Origin of the sequence: Pseudoalteromonas sp. NCIMB 1079 (genome assembly GCF_040567695.1) — a bacterium.
Classification (GTDB): domain Bacteria; phylum Pseudomonadota; class Gammaproteobacteria; order Enterobacterales; family Alteromonadaceae; genus Pseudoalteromonas; species Pseudoalteromonas distincta.
Window position 1 is genome coordinate 2,137,965 of the sequence record NZ_JBEWZA010000001.1, and the last position, 14,694, is coordinate 2,152,658.

General features: G+C 38.3%; 16 protein-coding genes. 4 read left to right on the forward strand and 12 right to left on the reverse strand.

What is annotated here, in order from left to right; genetic code table 11:
* Position 1: 1 nt before the first annotated feature.
* Positions 2 to 424 (reverse strand): hypothetical protein, encoded by a 423-nt coding sequence (locus ABX891_RS09900; protein ID WP_272450502.1) that lies wholly within the window; start codon positions 422 to 424, stop codon positions 2 to 4.
* A gap of 264 nt (positions 425 to 688) precedes the next feature.
* Here ABX891_RS09900 and ABX891_RS09905 point away from each other — a divergent pair, with 264 nt between their 5' ends.
* Positions 689 to 1,390, forward strand: coding sequence for a metal-dependent hydrolase (locus ABX891_RS09905; protein WP_002962650.1), 702 nt, complete (start codon positions 689 to 691; stop codon positions 1,388 to 1,390).
* Between the two features lie 340 nt (positions 1,391 to 1,730).
* Positions 1,731 to 2,333, forward strand: coding sequence for a hypothetical protein (locus ABX891_RS09910; RefSeq protein ID WP_002962652.1), 603 nt, complete (start codon positions 1,731 to 1,733; stop codon positions 2,331 to 2,333).
* 290 nt (positions 2,334 to 2,623) lie between these two features.
* Here ABX891_RS09910 and ABX891_RS09915 read toward each other — a convergent pair whose 3' ends face one another.
* The 3 genes from ABX891_RS09915 to ABX891_RS09925 form a co-directional block, all read right to left on the reverse strand.
* Positions 2,624 to 3,928, reverse strand: coding sequence for an SIR2 family protein (locus tag ABX891_RS09915; RefSeq protein WP_002962653.1), 1,305 nt, complete (start codon positions 3,926 to 3,928; stop codon positions 2,624 to 2,626).
* A 76-nt stretch (positions 3,929 to 4,004) separates the two neighbouring features.
* Complete coding sequence (locus ABX891_RS09920; protein WP_002962654.1) at positions 4,005 to 4,628, reverse strand: hypothetical protein; 624 nt, start codon at positions 4,626 to 4,628, stop codon at positions 4,005 to 4,007.
* Positions 4,629 to 4,891: 263 nt separating this feature from the next.
* On the reverse strand, positions 4,892 to 5,506 hold the full coding sequence (locus ABX891_RS09925; protein ID WP_354629394.1) for a cold shock domain-containing protein: 615 nt from the start codon (positions 5,504 to 5,506) through the stop codon (positions 4,892 to 4,894).
* 417 nt (positions 5,507 to 5,923) lie between these two features.
* Here ABX891_RS09925 and ABX891_RS09930 point away from each other — a divergent pair, with 417 nt between their 5' ends.
* Positions 5,924 to 6,544: a trimeric intracellular cation channel family protein gene (locus ABX891_RS09930; protein WP_002961255.1), complete on the forward strand. Its 621-nt coding sequence runs from the start codon at positions 5,924 to 5,926 to the stop codon at positions 6,542 to 6,544.
* Positions 6,545 to 6,615: 71 nt separating this feature from the next.
* Here ABX891_RS09930 and ABX891_RS09935 read toward each other — a convergent pair whose 3' ends face one another.
* Both ABX891_RS09935 and ABX891_RS09940 read right to left on the reverse strand, forming a co-directional pair.
* Positions 6,616 to 7,125 carry a DUF421 domain-containing protein gene (locus ABX891_RS09935; protein WP_002961252.1) on the reverse strand — a complete coding sequence of 170 codons (510 nt, stop codon included), beginning with the start codon at positions 7,123 to 7,125 and terminating at the stop codon, positions 6,616 to 6,618.
* Positions 7,126 to 7,216: 91 nt separating this feature from the next.
* Complete coding sequence (locus ABX891_RS09940; RefSeq protein WP_002961251.1) at positions 7,217 to 7,657, reverse strand: GNAT family N-acetyltransferase; 441 nt, start codon at positions 7,655 to 7,657, stop codon at positions 7,217 to 7,219.
* Between the two features lie 120 nt (positions 7,658 to 7,777).
* Between ABX891_RS09940 and gloA the strand changes: the two genes are divergently transcribed.
* A complete protein-coding gene (gene gloA / locus ABX891_RS09945; protein ID WP_002961250.1) occupies positions 7,778 to 8,305 on the forward strand; it encodes a lactoylglutathione lyase in 528 nt (175 codons plus the stop codon).
* Positions 8,306 to 8,404: 99 nt separating this feature from the next.
* Here gloA and ABX891_RS09950 read toward each other — a convergent pair whose 3' ends face one another.
* The 6 genes from ABX891_RS09950 to ABX891_RS09975 form a co-directional block, all read right to left on the reverse strand.
* A complete protein-coding gene (locus ABX891_RS09950) occupies positions 8,405 to 8,923 on the reverse strand; it encodes a hypothetical protein (protein ID WP_100218352.1) in 519 nt (172 codons plus the stop codon).
* 247 nt (positions 8,924 to 9,170) lie between these two features.
* Positions 9,171 to 10,034 carry a protease HtpX gene (gene htpX / locus ABX891_RS09955; protein WP_002961248.1) on the reverse strand — a complete coding sequence of 288 codons (864 nt, stop codon included), beginning with the start codon at positions 10,032 to 10,034 and terminating at the stop codon, positions 9,171 to 9,173.
* Positions 10,035 to 10,246: 212 nt separating this feature from the next.
* Entirely contained in the window at positions 10,247 to 11,830 is a 1,584-nt protein-coding gene (locus ABX891_RS09960) for an FAD-dependent oxidoreductase (protein WP_354629395.1), read from the reverse strand.
* Between the two features lie 120 nt (positions 11,831 to 11,950).
* A complete protein-coding gene (gene bioD, locus ABX891_RS09965; protein WP_002961246.1) occupies positions 11,951 to 12,634 on the reverse strand; it encodes a dethiobiotin synthase in 684 nt (227 codons plus the stop codon).
* A 28-nt stretch (positions 12,635 to 12,662) separates the two neighbouring features.
* On the reverse strand, positions 12,663 to 13,538 hold the full coding sequence (locus ABX891_RS09970; RefSeq protein WP_002961245.1) for a methyltransferase domain-containing protein: 876 nt from the start codon (positions 13,536 to 13,538) through the stop codon (positions 12,663 to 12,665).
* On the reverse strand, positions 13,535 to 14,686 hold the full coding sequence (locus tag ABX891_RS09975) for an aminotransferase class I/II-fold pyridoxal phosphate-dependent enzyme (protein WP_002961243.1): 1,152 nt from the start codon (positions 14,684 to 14,686) through the stop codon (positions 13,535 to 13,537). Before ABX891_RS09975 ends, ABX891_RS09970 begins: the two co-directional genes overlap by 4 nt.
* Positions 14,687 to 14,694 lie beyond the last annotated feature (8 nt).

The following is a 14,694-nucleotide window of genomic DNA, read 5'->3' on the forward strand; positions in this document are numbered from 1 at the left end:
GCTATAATGTTTTTATGGCTTTCAAATAGTCTTTATTATAAAAATAAGCCGCTAACCCAAAATAAGAAATAGCACCTAAATAAGCAATTGGAAAGTGTGAATATACACTGAGGCAAATAAGCAATAATATAAAAAACAGACTAATGCTAAAGCAAACCACTGCCAAAAGCCTGCCTAACCAACATATAGATTGGGCTGCAATATTTAAAACAAACAAGGTAATAGCACCAAGTATTACATACACTAAAGTGTTTAAATCTTCCCCATGCGCTAAACCATCTTCGGTATAGTACATCATGTAATGAGCAAGCGGAGTCAGTGCTAATAAAGCCCAGAAACCATAACTGCTCCATGTTGATGAAACAAAATAGTCACTACCAATATTAGGCGCAGGAAACGATGCTTTATATCTATTTTGGTTCATGTGAATTCCAGTTAAGCCGTTTTATATAAGTAGATAGCTAGGCTTTTATTAAAAACACAAAAGGCCAATAGACAATAAAAACTATCTGTATTATTGATTTTTATCAAAAAAATTACAACTTGATTGCACTACTAACCAAAATACAGAATAACAATTGTACTATTAGCAATTAATCAAAGTAATAAAAAATCTAATTAAAAAGAATATTGAACAATAAACTTTTCAATTGATAGAATGCCCTACTTTTTCCCATAAAGAGATACAATGGCAAACTTCAATACTCATCTTAATACTGCCGTAATCATCACAGGTTTAGGCTCGGCCACTTTATTATCTGCAGGCCATATCGATTTAAAAGGCGCACTTTGGTTATGGTTTTTAGGCTCAATTGGCGGCTTATTACCAGATATAGATTCAGATAACTCAACATCACTCGATACTATTTTTAACTTATTTGCACTGAGCGCTGTATTACTGGTACTGCATTACATAACTACCGAGCTCATTATTGAAATTAGCTTTATCGAGTTAATCGTAGTGCCGTTATTGGTTTACGGATTTATGAAATACATTATTAGACCAATTTTTGAATGGATCACAGTACACAGAGGTAGTTGCCACTCTTTACTATTTATACTGTTATGCGCGCTATTAACGACTCAAGTAACATGGAAACTGAATGACCAATCAACCACACAAGCAGCCGTCTTTGCCTGGTTAACGGGTGGGTTTATTTTACTCGGCGGATTAATTCATTTATTACTGGATGAAATTTACAGTGTGGATTTAAGTAATGTCACCATTAAACGCTCTTTCGGAACCGCTTTAAAAATAGCTGACTTCGATAATAAACTAATTACGCTAGCTTCAATTATTGCCATTGCAGGTTTGATCTATGTTGCCCCTCCCACAGAACAAACTATTACAGCGTTAAGTGACTGGTCTCATTTTACGTTTTTATCTTAACGCCATAAGTAATAAGCCGTTTAACCACATACTCAAAATGTGTGCCCTCTTGGTAATTAAATGTTGATTTACTAAGAGGGCATGAGGCACTGCGCTTTTAGAGTCATGCATGGCTAAACCAAAGCGGCTTTGCAAAGTTAGGTTTAATTAAAAGCCATAGCCTGAGCCTGTTTGTTATTAATTATTATTTTTAAACGTTTAAGTGAAATAATTTACTCGCTTTACCTGTCTTATACCTACAACGATAAACGCTATTTAATACAAATACTAAGCAGTTTGATACATTCAAATCCGCAACAGCTGTTGAAAGCGTCAAATATAAAATCAAAAGAGGTCCATAATGGAATTTACACATAAACGCACCACCCTAATTACAGCATCGTTATTGTTGGTATTGGCGATATCACAGGGTATTTATTCAGCCCTTTACAGTGCTGAAATTAGTTTTTCAAGACAGGTTGCTTGGGGACTAGAAGCACTGGTATTTACTTTACTTGTTGCCTTTGCAGGCACAGCTATGGTGCAAGCAAAAAACGCACAACTAGGCTGGTCGGCTATCGCGTTTAGTGCAGTACTTAACATAGTACAAGTGAGCATTGGACTTACGTTGTTTTCAACATTTGGCAAAGTTGCAGGCACAGTAGAAGGCGCACAACCTTTAATTGGTGGCGTGGTTTCTTTGTCATTCATGATTTACTACGCAGCCAAAGTATTATTAGGGTTAGCAGCACTTGTTTTTGGCCTGTCTTACTTAGCTAAAGGTGGCAAAGCAATCGGCGGCCTTACAGCCCTAGCAGGCGGTGTTGCAGTGCTTGCCAATGGTATTTTAATTACCTTTGGTCGTGATGGATTTCTACCATCAGCTGTTGCTGGTGCATCAGGCATGATTGCAACGTTACTTTTAGCGATATGCTTAATAAGCCTTTACCGTAAAGCAGACTAAGGCCAAATACCTTACAAGTAATGTACTTATTTAAATAAGTTATAAACATCGGCGTGTATTACATATATGCGCCGATGTTTTACGTTTAAAGTGATGGAATTTAAAGTGCCAACCACCTTAATAAGTTTTCACAAAGAGGCTATGAGGCGCTTCGCTTTTAGAGGCCATAAATAGCTTGTATCAAAAGCTTTTAACCGATTTATGTTTTGACGTATGATGTCAGATTTGACCTTATTCGCCCTATTTGAGATCGCAGCGTAAAATTTGCCCGACAGCAGCGCTTGTTATAACTAAATAGAATTTACCACTGATAAAGCATCTCCATCTGTTGTTTTTTCCTGTACGTGCTTTCTAATAAGACCGCGATTTGAAGCCATAATTGAAGACCACCTATGCTTCCATACTTTGTAAGCATGCCATGAGTAACCTGTAATTAGCCTATTGCTCATAGTATTCATAGAGCGTAACACCGCTTTCAAATAAATATCCTCAATTGAAGTGCCTTTAATATCTAATATTGTGCCAAGATAAATTAGCCATCGCGCTAACTGCTCATATTGCTCCCAAGCATTTTTTTCAGTCGTTAGCTCTCTCTTTGCGTCAATTACATCACCTATTACAGCCACTACACGCTCATCATCTAAACTCAAGCCTTCGGCTGACAAAGCAGAAACTATTCTATAGAAAGAGTCTTCAAGCTTCAGATAAGCTTCTTTGAAATGGTAGCCCTTATATACAACGTTTCTTATGCTATCTATAGATCTTTGAGCAATACTCTCAACTTTAGGAGTTTTTTCATTCAATTCACTAAAGAAATCTGGGATATCGAGATTGTCTAACACTCTTATCCCGTAGCAATGCGAGTAATAATCTTTTACATGCTGATCAACGTCAGATCTTGATATTAAAAATATATTTGAACCAATTACGTGCGTTCTAGAAAAGCCTTTGTAATCACTTATTATTGCTTTCAGGTTTGTATCACCCAGTGAATACCCAAGAATAATCACTGTATTTTCATGGAGAACTGTGCTCAGCTTTCTTGAAAAATATGAGTCACCATTAATGAACTTAAAGTAGTCTTCTGAAGTGATTACCATGTTATCGGGCGAATCGATTGAGCCATGTACATGGTAAACTTTTACGTTAGCAGATGATCTAGGTATTGGTAACCCAGGAGCAAGTGACTGACATTCACTTTTCCCAGTTAGCTCTTCAGCCAACTTGTCATAATTTGTTGTTACAACACGGAACTGCCTCTCAGAAAAAAACTTAGCAACTTGTTCGTTGTCTTTGCCTAATTTAATAGCTTCGATTAATTTAGCTGTTTCTTCGTGTATGCTTTTATTTTCAGCTGTAAGCTTAATAGATATAACCTGTGCAATCTCCTCCAAACTTAGCGGGCTTGATTTACCATCGGGAAATAAAGAACCTCTCAGCATTTCCGTATCTGGCAAAAGGTCGCAAAGATTCTCTAACAGCCCTTGCCAGCTTGGAGCTCCATTGTTTGTTACAGCTTTAGAAAAACCAGTACCTGTAAAGAAACATAATCTATTTGTTGCAGCTGCATAGGCAATTTCAAATATTTCACTCAACGACTTTTACTCCAATGTTGTACCGCTCAGATGAGGGGCTTAAATGTGTAGCGAAGCGAAACCGATCAAACTGTTTTTAGTCCAACTTGATTGGTTTGTTATTTTTATTTTTATTTTTATTTTCGCGATTAGATAATTGTATTAAAGCTTGTGTCTTGAATGCTTTTGATAGTCTGCGTAATCTAAACCAAGCTAAAATAGAAATTATTGAAATAGCTACACTGAGGCTAATAACTATACATCGTGTATTGCCAGCAAGTGTAACAATAGAAATACAGCCTATAGCAAATGAATTTAAAGCCATGCCTCTAGCAATACGATCTCTACTTACATAAGCTTCCATTGTTTTAATAGTATCAGATGGAGAATACGATAAAATTTCAGCACTACGTTTATAAGGTTCAGATTTGGAGGTGCCTACTATAAGATTAAGAACCTGTATAAGGTACGCCGGACAAGAAATATGCTTTGCAATAAACTTTGCAAAATTGTTGAACCGCTTTAATAAATAAGATGAAGTTACATCTACATATATCCCAAAGACATAAGCTATTGGAAAAATACAAATAACTATAACTTCTTTATAATCTTTAATATTTTGTGCTGAAATGTCTATATATTGACTAGAATACAAACCTATCCATATTAAGGATATTATTCCAGTAACCAAATACTCTATTAATGCGGCTGCATATTGCATTTAAACATCCTAAAACTAACAACTATTTAAAAAGCACTTTGGGGGTTTATAACCCCCAAAACGGCATATTACGTTGTTCGATAATTACACCAAACAACTCGTTTATAATTAGACAATAACAATTGCCATTCAGTAGCCTTTATCATTTAACCCTATAACCCATTTTAATAATGTTATGGGACAAATTGCACAACACTGTATTTATATACAGCACACAGTAAAACCTATTTTAAACTTAACCTTTGACTAATCGATTTCTAAAATTACCACTCATTTTGAAACCTTGTATCCCTCTCACAAGGGTCACCATCTCTATCGCCATCCATTTTTGTATTCGGGCAGTTATTAATAAAAAATACAGCTTCGGCTCGCGAATTCATTTGGCTACAATGCTGCCTGCCGTCACAGGTAAAGTTTTGTGTGTTTTTTGGAATCACGGTTTTTGGGTATTGTTCATCAAAGGTGGCTAAATCGGCGTTAGTAATAACAGGTGTGTGGTTATTAAATTGCTCGTTACTTTGATAATGGTTGTATTTATTTACTGCGACAAAGCCAAGCACAGCGATAATGCTAATTGAAGCAACTTTGCCTAAAAAGCTACTGGCAAAATTAGATTTTGCGATACGGTGTGGCTGGTTATTGTGTTTTTGGTAAGGGGCTTTAAGCTCTGCAACGCCTTCTATGCGGCAGTTTATTGCTTTGGTTTTACCGTCGGGCTGGGTTGCGACTTCAAAATAAATGGTGTCGCCCACTTTAGGCTTGCGGCTCATGTGTTTGAGCGCTGAAATGTGTATAAAGGTGTCGTGTTCTAGGGTGTCTGATTTAATAAAACCAAAACCTTTGTCGGTTTTCCACGACTTTAACAATCCTTTGTGCATGTACCCGCCTATTATGCTTAAGCTGCGTTTTACGCAAATTCCATTTAGTTAACTAATGTTAGTATACGTTCCTAAATTAAGGCGATGCAACCAAATATTCATATTGCGTTAATTTTTACGCTTTAACTACTAAACAAAATTATTAAACTAAGTTATTAAATTAAGCTAAAAATAAACGTGCTAAAAACAACTAAACCTGACCTGTTTTATTTATAATTTGCGGCCAAATGTCCTTTAATTCACATCAACCATTACGCACTCACCTACCAACTTAACAGCTTGTTTACACTCGGTTTTGTCATTAGTTATTTCTATCTAAATTAACCTTTTTTAGTACGATTTTTCATTCGTTATTTACTTAATTTATCTATACAATCCACACCTTATTTTTACGCACGTATTTTAAGTGATTATCTCATGCTATTAACGATTGTTTATATTATTGGTATTACCGCAGAAGCCATGACCGGCGCACTTAGCGCAGGACGAATGAAAATGGATTGGTTTGGCGTAGTGCTAGTAGCAAGCGCCACGGCAATTGGCGGTGGTAGCGTTCGAGATATATTACTAGGCAATTACCCGCTTACGTGGGTACAACACCCAGAGTATTTATTAATTACCTGTATTGCCGGTATTGTCACTACGTGGCTGGCTAAATGGGTAGTTAAATTTAAAGGCATATTTATGCGCCTAGACGCCCTGGGTTTAGCTGCTTTTAGCATTATTGGCTGCCAAGTGGGGCTAAATATGGGGCTGCATTACGGTATTTGTGTAGTGGCCGCCGTTGTTACTGGCGTATTTGGTGGCTTACTGCGTGATTTAATATGTCGCCAAGCGCCGCTTGTATTACATAACGAGCTATACGCGAGTGTATCGTTACTTGTTGCCTGTTTATACTTAGCGCTACATCATTACAATATTGACGACAACATAAGCATTATTGTAAGCCTTGTTGCAGGCTACTTAATACGTATGGCGTCAATACGCTTTAAGTGGCGCTTACCTACCTTTAGTTTATTAGAGCAGCACGCTAAATAAAAATAAGCTTTAATACAAAATAAGGCAGGTAATATACCTGCCTTAGTTAATATAACTATTAGCGTATTAATTTAATGCCCGCTTACATCACTTAACGCGGTTTTTAACCCGCTGTTATTTTGCTTAAGTACGCTAAAACTGCCATCGGTTTCTAACACTACGGCGGCTACATCTTCTATGGCTAGTATACCAGCGCCACGAATAGCGGCGCGAATTTCTGATTTAGTTACCCGCTGCGATTTAAGTGCAGCCGTGCAGTATTCACCATCACTCATTAAAAGCGTGGGTTCTGCTTTTATAAGCGCTGCAAATTTTGACGAGCGCACACTAAGCCACGTAATAATATATTGCAGCCCTATTAATACTACAAAGGCAAGTATGCCCTCAAACAGCGGAACACTTTTTGAAATAATAACAGACGCCAATATAGAGCCCAGCGCAATGGTGACTATAAAGTCGAACACGTTCCACTTTGAAAGCGTACGTTTACCCGATATACGCAGCCAAAACACCAGTGCAATATAACCCAGTACACCTATTGTAAGTACACGTAATAATCCCTGAATATCATCATAAAACATAGTGGTTCCTTGCTATTAAAGGTGGCAATTAGCTTTTGCTTATAACCCTACATGGCGCTAAGTTAAATAACGATGAATAAAGTGCCTGCATTTACTTTGTTAGTTGTTTTACAAACTTAATTTTACTTAGCTCTGTGCTTTGTTTATCAACATAGCCACAAACGTGATAACCATTTGTGATTAGCATAGTTAGCATTTGAGGAAACCGGTTCATCGATTTTACGTGTATATTGGTAAAACCTTGTTCATAAGCCCACTTTTCTTGTTGGACAAGTAATTTTTTAGCAAGACCTAATCTACGATAGTTAAAATGCACTCCACCAAGCCAACTATAAAATTGTGTATTAGATAGCTCATAGCCAATTTTAAAACCAACTAATGTATCTTCTTTATGTGCTACTAATATCAATGTTTTTTTGTTTTCTAAACGGTTACGTAAAGTGTCACTATCAATGGCTGTTAGTAGTTCAGGGATATATTCACTCACTGCGGTTACATCATCAATGGTGCCTGTGGTTATAGTTATAGCCATAAAATTCCTTGTTTTTATTATATGATTTGACCTAGACAGTTTAAATTTAAACTACGGTTGATTATGATGGTTTAAGCATTATATCTTTATTTTCGCTTTATCATTTTTGAAAGGATCACCATGTCTAACTATAACGAATCTCCAGAACAAGTTGAACAGGCCACTCAGGGCTTTGTTATGCAACAAACTATGTTACGTATTAAAGATCCAAAGCCGTCGCTCGAATTTTACCAAAATGTATTAGGTATGAAGCTGTTAGGTAAGTATGATTTTCCTGGTATGAAGTTTACGCTTTACTTTTTAGGCTACGAGCAAGAATTGCCACAAGGTGATGATAAAACTAAAGCTGAATGGGTGTTTCGTCGCCCTGCGCTAATTGAGCTTACCCATAACTGGGGCACTGAAAACGACGACAGCTTTGAGGGATACCACAGTGGTAACCAAGAACCTAAAGGCTTTGGGCATATTGGTATTAGCGTACCGGATGTTTACGAAGCCTGTGAGCGCTTTGCAAAATACGATGTTGAGTTTGTTAAAAAACCAGATGATGGCTCAATGAAAGGCTTAGCATTTATTAAAGACCCAGACGGCTACTGGATTGAAATACTATCTGCCGAAGGTATTACTGAAATTATTCTTTCTCAGTAATCACTGTTTATATTAGAAAACCAGCTTAGAGTTGGTTTTCTTAATTATTTTTACTCACTAATTTGATACTTTAAATAGCTTTAAATAACTACAAATAACTTATTTATAAGCCCAGGCATCGGTTATTGTTACTTGGCAATTGTTATAACTGGCCGCTTGTTTTTGCGCAATACCTCTTACTCTAAAGTTTGTTGAGTCATTAGGAAGTATAATTAGGTCTTCGTCGGTTATTGATAGCGTATCGACTAGTGCGTTTTGATCTGTTAAAAAATCGACCTTAAACTTTATATTTTTAAAGGTGAAGTTTGATACGTTTTTTACCTGCCCTATGCATGCAACATACAATGCATCGTTTTCATTTTTAGTATGAATTTGGCTTACATTAGCGATTAAGTTTTTTTGTGCTTGGTCTTCAAGCCCTGCTACATAAATATTTTGATAAAAAATAAACCCAAAAATACCAACAATACTAAGTGCTAATGCACCAATAATAATGGGATTGTTTTCTAAGTTAGAATATTTAGCTTGAAGTGAGGTGCATTGCGGGCATTTTTTAGCCCGTGAATCTATAGCGCTAAAGCACATAATGCATTCTTTAGTGTGTTGCACCTTTTCCACTACAATAACCGTCCTTGTTAAGTATTAAATGTTAAGTATTAAAACCAGCTGCATTGCTGACTTTAAGGTATTTTAGTTTACTCGTACCTAGTAACCCCGTAAACACATATAGCTTAAAAAAGTAACGATTTTATAATGCAACATAACACACTGTATATAAATACAGTGTGTGCGATTTTAGCATTTTAACGTAAACATAAAAAAGCCAGCAGTTAAGCTGGCTTAGAATATTTACTAACTTACATAGTTACTTACGTAGTGCGTCTATTCGCGCATCAAGCGGTGGGTGCGATGAAAACAACTCAGCAACGCCTTTGCCACTTGCAATACCAAAAGCCATCATTGAGCCTTCTAATTGCGAAGGATGGTTTTGCTTTAATCGCTCAAGGGCGGAACGCATTTTATCAGCACCAACTAGTTTTGCTGCGCCGCTGTCGGCTGCAAATTCACGTTTACGGCTGTAACTTGCAACCACTATGCTTGCTAGCACGCCAAATAATACTTGGAATAACATATCGAATAAGAAGTATGTCCAGCTACTACCGCCCTCTTCTTCATCGCTATTAATAAAGTTATCTACAATGCCTGCCAGTACTTTTGCGGCAAATATTACAAAGGTATTTACCACGCCTTGTATTAGCGTAAGCGTTACCATGTCGCCGTTAGCCACGTGCGAAACTTCGTGGGCAAGTACGGCTTCGGCCTGATCTTTGGTCATGTTGTGCATTAAGCCTGTGCTTACTGCCACTAACGAGTTGTTTTTACTTGGGCCCGTTGCAAACGCGTTCATTTCTGGGCTGTCGTAAATAGCCACTTCTGGCATTTTGATACCTGCTTTTTGTGCTTGCGCAGATACCGTTTGTACAAGCCAATGTTCGGTTTCGTTTCGAGGCTGCGTAATTACGTGCGCGCCTGTTGATTTTTTAGCGATCCATTTCGACATAAATAACGAAATAAACGATCCACCAAAACCAAATACTGTGGCTATAAGTAAAATTCCGCCAAGGCTACGATGGCTTAAGCCCAGCGCACTCATTATTATTGAAAGCACTACACCTAATACCAACATAACCGCTAGGTTAGTTAATAAAAACAAAAATATACGTTTCATATTGTCCTCACAAAAATAGGTTTGATCACCGAACATAAAATTAAATTAGGTTAAAGCAATCACTGCGCCATGACACACTATGTCATAGCGTTAGCGCTATTTTGTGACAAACTATGTCATAACACAAGTGTTATTTATGTGTTTATTGATAATTTTTTTAAGAAGGGTTTTACAGCAAATTTAAGACTAAAGTTTCTTTATTGATCAGCTTATTACAAGCTGTTATTAAGTTCTGCCATATCAATCGGAAAACCACGCTCGTGTGCCAATATGCGTGCAACTTCGTCAATTTTTTCGCCACTATTATGTTTAAGGTACGACCATTGGTGGGTACTGCGGTGATGATTTACAGCAGGATCGCTACTTATTATGCCTAATTTTATAAACTCACCCACTATTTGATCTGCCGCTATTAACGTTGACGATGCTTTTACATTTTCGGCCCGTGCGTAGCTAATATGCGAATATAAACTTACATCGGCTACGCGCAAAGTGTCGTCATCACCTGGGATTTGTTGCCCGCCATACAAGGCATTATTTTGTGTGCTAGCAGTTTTAAATGCAGGGACAAACTCGGCTACATAATCAATTGCTGTTTGGGTACGTGTTTGCAATGCTGCTTCATCCCAGCCACCTTTAATATAATGCAGGTATTTATTGGGAAGTTTAGGCTGTGCGCTCATTGACGTTGCATCAGCTAAGCCATCGTTAAACAATGTAATGTTGTTAGTCATGCCATGTATTTGAAAATACCCGTTAGGGTAAGGGGTTAGCTGCGCCATGCCCTCTGGCGTGCCACGGTTACCATAAATAATAATTTCGGGTATTTGCCCACCAGCACCTTGCCAATGAGTAATGTAAGAGGCTTTAAATTCGACCATGCGTTTTACATCTACCCCAACCAGGTCGTCAACAATACCGGTTTGAAAACCACACGCATTAATAAGGTAATCTACCTCAATCGTTTGTGTATCGACTTGTGTATCGGTTTGAGTATCAGGTTGTTCATCAAGGCTTGGCTCTGATTGGTATTCAATGTGCCATTTAAGTGTTTGCTTATCATTATTGGTATTTATAACTGGCGATACGTTTTTAACACTGGTGCTTGTTAAAACATGAGCGTGTTTGTACTGTGCAAGGGCGAGTTGTGCACTGGCCGATAAACGAAATATATTCCAGCCATATTCTTGTGCAACAATAAGCGGAAACTTTAGCTTATCTAAATCTAAATGCTTAGCAACGGGTATCATCCACTCATCTAACGACGTGGGCTTGGCTACTTGTTTTTGCTTAGCAAGCTTTAGCATTTGCTCATAACTATATAACTGATAATAATGCTCTGGCTCGCCTAACACTTTGTTAGCGCTGTCTTGCTCAACAAGCTCGCTGTAGGCTTTTACTAATTTATTTAAACGCGGAAATAAATCCTCGGGTGAGTCGTCATCGCGCTTAGGCACTGCAAATACTGTGGGGCGAACATCTATGGTGTGAGGATAAAGGCGCGCAATATCTATACATTGCTTGAGTAAATCTATGCAGTCTTCGTCGGGTATTTCACGATATAAGTTGCCACCTGCATGCAAATGGCACATTGGTGGGCCATCTATTAACGACTTTTTCTTTTCAAGTACATAAGTCTCTAGTCCTAACGCAGCAAGTCTAATGGCTATTGTGGCGCCAGCTGTGCCTCCACCTATTATACCTACGCGTTTTTTAGGTAAGCCATAGTTTAGTGCTTTTGGCTCAGCGCTTACGTGCGCATCTGGGGCGTAGTTTTCAATAAATGGGTGCGTCATATAGTCGTTATGTCCTTAGTAACATTGTCTTTAAGCAAGCTATGTATTTATAAATGTTTATATGTGTACTAAGGCTGACTATTTCAAGATTTACCTAAAAAGTAACTTTTTTAAAACCACTTAAGTGTTTATAGATAACGCACTAAGCAAGCTTTTGTATATTTGTAACTTAGGAGTTTGCTCGCTGTATGGGCTTATGGCAAGTATTGGGAACGGTAAGCGTGCTTTGAGTGAATCAAGGTTTGCTTGGTATTCGTCCATATTTTTATCGACTTGGTTTGCAATCCAGCCAACGCAGTTTATACCCATACTTTGCATATGCGCAGCGGTTAGTAACGCATGATTTAAGCAACCTAGCTTCATACCAACAACAAGTATTACCGGCAGTTGCTCTGCTTTAACCCAGTCGTATAAATAATCGTTTTTATTAATAGGTAATGCCCAACCACCAGCACCTTCGGTAAGTATAATGTCAGCGCCCTGTTGTTTTACGTTTTTATAAGCATCACTTAGTTTATCTACAGTAATACTCACTCCAACTTTCTCAGCGGCTATGTGCGGCGCAATAGGCGGTGCAAACGCAAACGGATTTACTACGTCGTATTTAGCGCTCACTGTTCCGCTCTCCATTAGTATAAGGGCATCGGCGTTTACTAGTTGATCGAACGCCATTTCGCAGCCAGCAGCAAGAGGCTTAAAACCAATGGCTTGTTTTTTGTGTTGGGCAAGTAACTTTAGTAGCAAACTGGTAACGTGGGTTTTTCCGGCATCGGTGTCGGTGCCTGTTATAAAAAATTCTTTCATGCGTTGCCTTTAATGTCTTTGGGCTTATTTAGTGTTTTTGTAATGATAACAGCACCACATGATAAGACACACATGCTTTGTTATTTATAAGCGGATACGCACTGCATACTTTTTGTAGCGCCGATTTAGTAAGTAACCCTTGGCGCGTATTGGTATGATTTTGCGTGGTAGCGCCAATAGCCTTAATTGAAGCAATAGCTTTTAAAGGTGTTGTGTATTCATCGGTGTAAATACGTTTTTTAGCACTATTAATAGTAAAGCCTGCATTTTGGACTGATTGGTTTATATACAGTTCACTATTAAAGGTATTTATGTGGCTGTTAGAATCAAGCGCTGCAAAGGCTGTTTTTATTTCGTTAAGTGAGCCCTCTACCACAGTGCTTATGTACGCCTGCCCGCCTGGTTTTAATATGTTGTAAAGTGACTGCATTAAAGCCGAAAAATTAGCAGACCACTGCACTGCAAAATTACTGTAAATTACATCAACACTGTTTGCTTGTAGCGGTAAGTTATCCATATCGGCGCATATTTTATGTGTGGTTAAATCACTACTTTGCAACATGTTTAAGCTCAAATCCATTGCCACAACGCTTTCAAATACGCTTTGTAAGGTAAGTGTATTAACAAGCGGCCCTGCGCCTAAATCAACACAAAGCTTATTTTTATTAGAGCCTGGTTTTATGAGTGAAAATAGATCGCTCGCAGCATGTTTTTGTACATTTGCATGGGTGTTATAACTCGCCGCCGCCTTTGAGAACTTACTTTGTGTAGACTTTTTAAGCTCCTTGTTTAGCTCTCGATTTGGCTCCTTATTTAATTCTTTATTTGAATCGCTACTTACTAGGCACGGTTTTACAAGTTGTGTTTGCACTAGGTCTGTTTTTAATACTGGCTGAGCAGTCATGCTATTGCACCTACTAAATGCTTAACTAAGTACGTTATGTCTTGCTCGGTATGTGCAGCGGTTAAAGTAATGCGCAAACGTGAGGTGTTATGTGCAACTGTGGGCGGTCTAATTGCAGTGAGCCAAATACCCTGTTGTTTAAGTTTATCTGCCGCTTGCAACGTTTGCTCAGCGCAGCCTAATACAATGGGTTGTATGGCTGTGTTTGACTCCATTACAGCAATATTATGGCTTTTAGCGAGTTGCTTAAATAATGCAATATTGGCATTTAGCTTATCGCGTTTATCATCAGCTGTTTTTATGCTTTTAATACGCGCAAGTGTGTGGCTTGCCATAAGCGGCGACATAGCGGTTGAATACGTGTAATCGCGATTAAATTGCAGCATGTAATCAATAAACTGTTTACTGCCCAATACACACGCGCCACTACTAGCCACTGCTTTACCAAAGGTAATGACTAATATATCTGGCAGCGTTTGAGTAATAAACGCTTCGCAACTACCCAAACCGGTTTTACCTAATGCACCAAAGCCGTGTGCGTCGTCAATCATTAGCCATGCGTTGTGCTGTTTTGCAAGTGCGAGTAATTCTTTAAGAGGCGCGGTATCGCCATCCATCGAAAACACACCTTCGCTTATAATTAGCTTGTTTTGCGCTTTTGATTTTTCGAGCCGTGAACGTAAGTGATTCATGTCGTTGTGATTAAAACGCACTAATGCCGCGTTTGAGTGCATAGCCCCGTCAATCAAACTTGCATGATTTAACTTATCTTGAAAAATAGCGCTGTTTTGTGCAGCCGCTTTATCTTGAAACAATGCTTTAATTACGCTGCTATTAGCGCTAAACCCTGAGTTAAATAGCATTGCTGCGCCATAACCAAATTGCTCACATAAGTATTGTTCAAGCGCTTTTTGCTGAGCCTGATAACCCGTAACCAATGCTGAGCTGTGACTGCCTAATGCGTGGGAGTCATTAAGGTTAACAGCCACATCACCAAAACCTAAGTAATCGTTACTGGCAAAATTAAGATAGGTTTTATTATTAACCGTTATGGTGCGCGCTGTTGCATGTTGTACTACGTGGCGTTTACGAAGTAACGCATCTTGCAGGCGAGCCTGCAGATGCGTATTTATAAAATCAAAAGGCATTGATATAA

Bases quoted from the DNA above. Each gene is read 5' to 3' on its own strand.
- ABX891_RS09935 (WP_002961252.1), bottom strand. From the start codon at position 7,125: ATGTTTTATGATGATATTCAGGGATTATTACGTGTACTTACAATAGGT.
- gloA (WP_002961250.1), top strand. From the start codon at position 7,778: ATGTCTAACTATAACGAATCTCCAGAACAAGTTGAACAGGCCACTCAG.
- ABX891_RS09970 (WP_002961245.1), bottom strand. From the start codon at position 13,538: ATGACTGCTCAGCCAGTATTAAAAACAGACCTAGTGCAAACACAACTT.
- ABX891_RS09910 (WP_002962652.1), top strand. From the start codon at position 1,731: ATGGAATTTACACATAAACGCACCACCCTAATTACAGCATCGTTATTG.
- ABX891_RS09905 (WP_002962650.1), top strand. From the start codon at position 689: ATGGCAAACTTCAATACTCATCTTAATACTGCCGTAATCATCACAGGT.
- ABX891_RS09940 (WP_002961251.1), bottom strand. From the start codon at position 7,657: ATGGCTATAACTATAACCACAGGCACCATTGATGATGTAACCGCAGTG.
- bioD (WP_002961246.1), bottom strand. From the start codon at position 12,634: ATGAAAGAATTTTTTATAACAGGCACCGACACCGATGCCGGAAAAACC.
- htpX (WP_002961248.1), bottom strand. From the start codon at position 10,034: ATGAAACGTATATTTTTGTTTTTATTAACTAACCTAGCGGTTATGTTG.
- ABX891_RS09900 (WP_272450502.1), bottom strand. From the start codon at position 424: ATGAACCAAAATAGATATAAAGCATCGTTTCCTGCGCCTAATATTGGT.
- ABX891_RS09930 (WP_002961255.1), top strand. From the start codon at position 5,924: ATGCTATTAACGATTGTTTATATTATTGGTATTACCGCAGAAGCCATG.
- ABX891_RS09975 (WP_002961243.1), bottom strand. From the start codon at position 14,686: ATGCCTTTTGATTTTATAAATACGCATCTGCAGGCTCGCCTGCAAGAT.
- ABX891_RS09960 (WP_354629395.1), bottom strand. From the start codon at position 11,830: ATGACGCACCCATTTATTGAAAACTACGCCCCAGATGCGCACGTAAGC.
- ABX891_RS09925 (WP_354629394.1), bottom strand. From the start codon at position 5,506: ATGCACAAAGGATTGTTAAAGTCGTGGAAAACCGACAAAGGTTTTGGT.
- ABX891_RS09920 (WP_002962654.1), bottom strand. From the start codon at position 4,628: ATGCAATATGCAGCCGCATTAATAGAGTATTTGGTTACTGGAATAATA.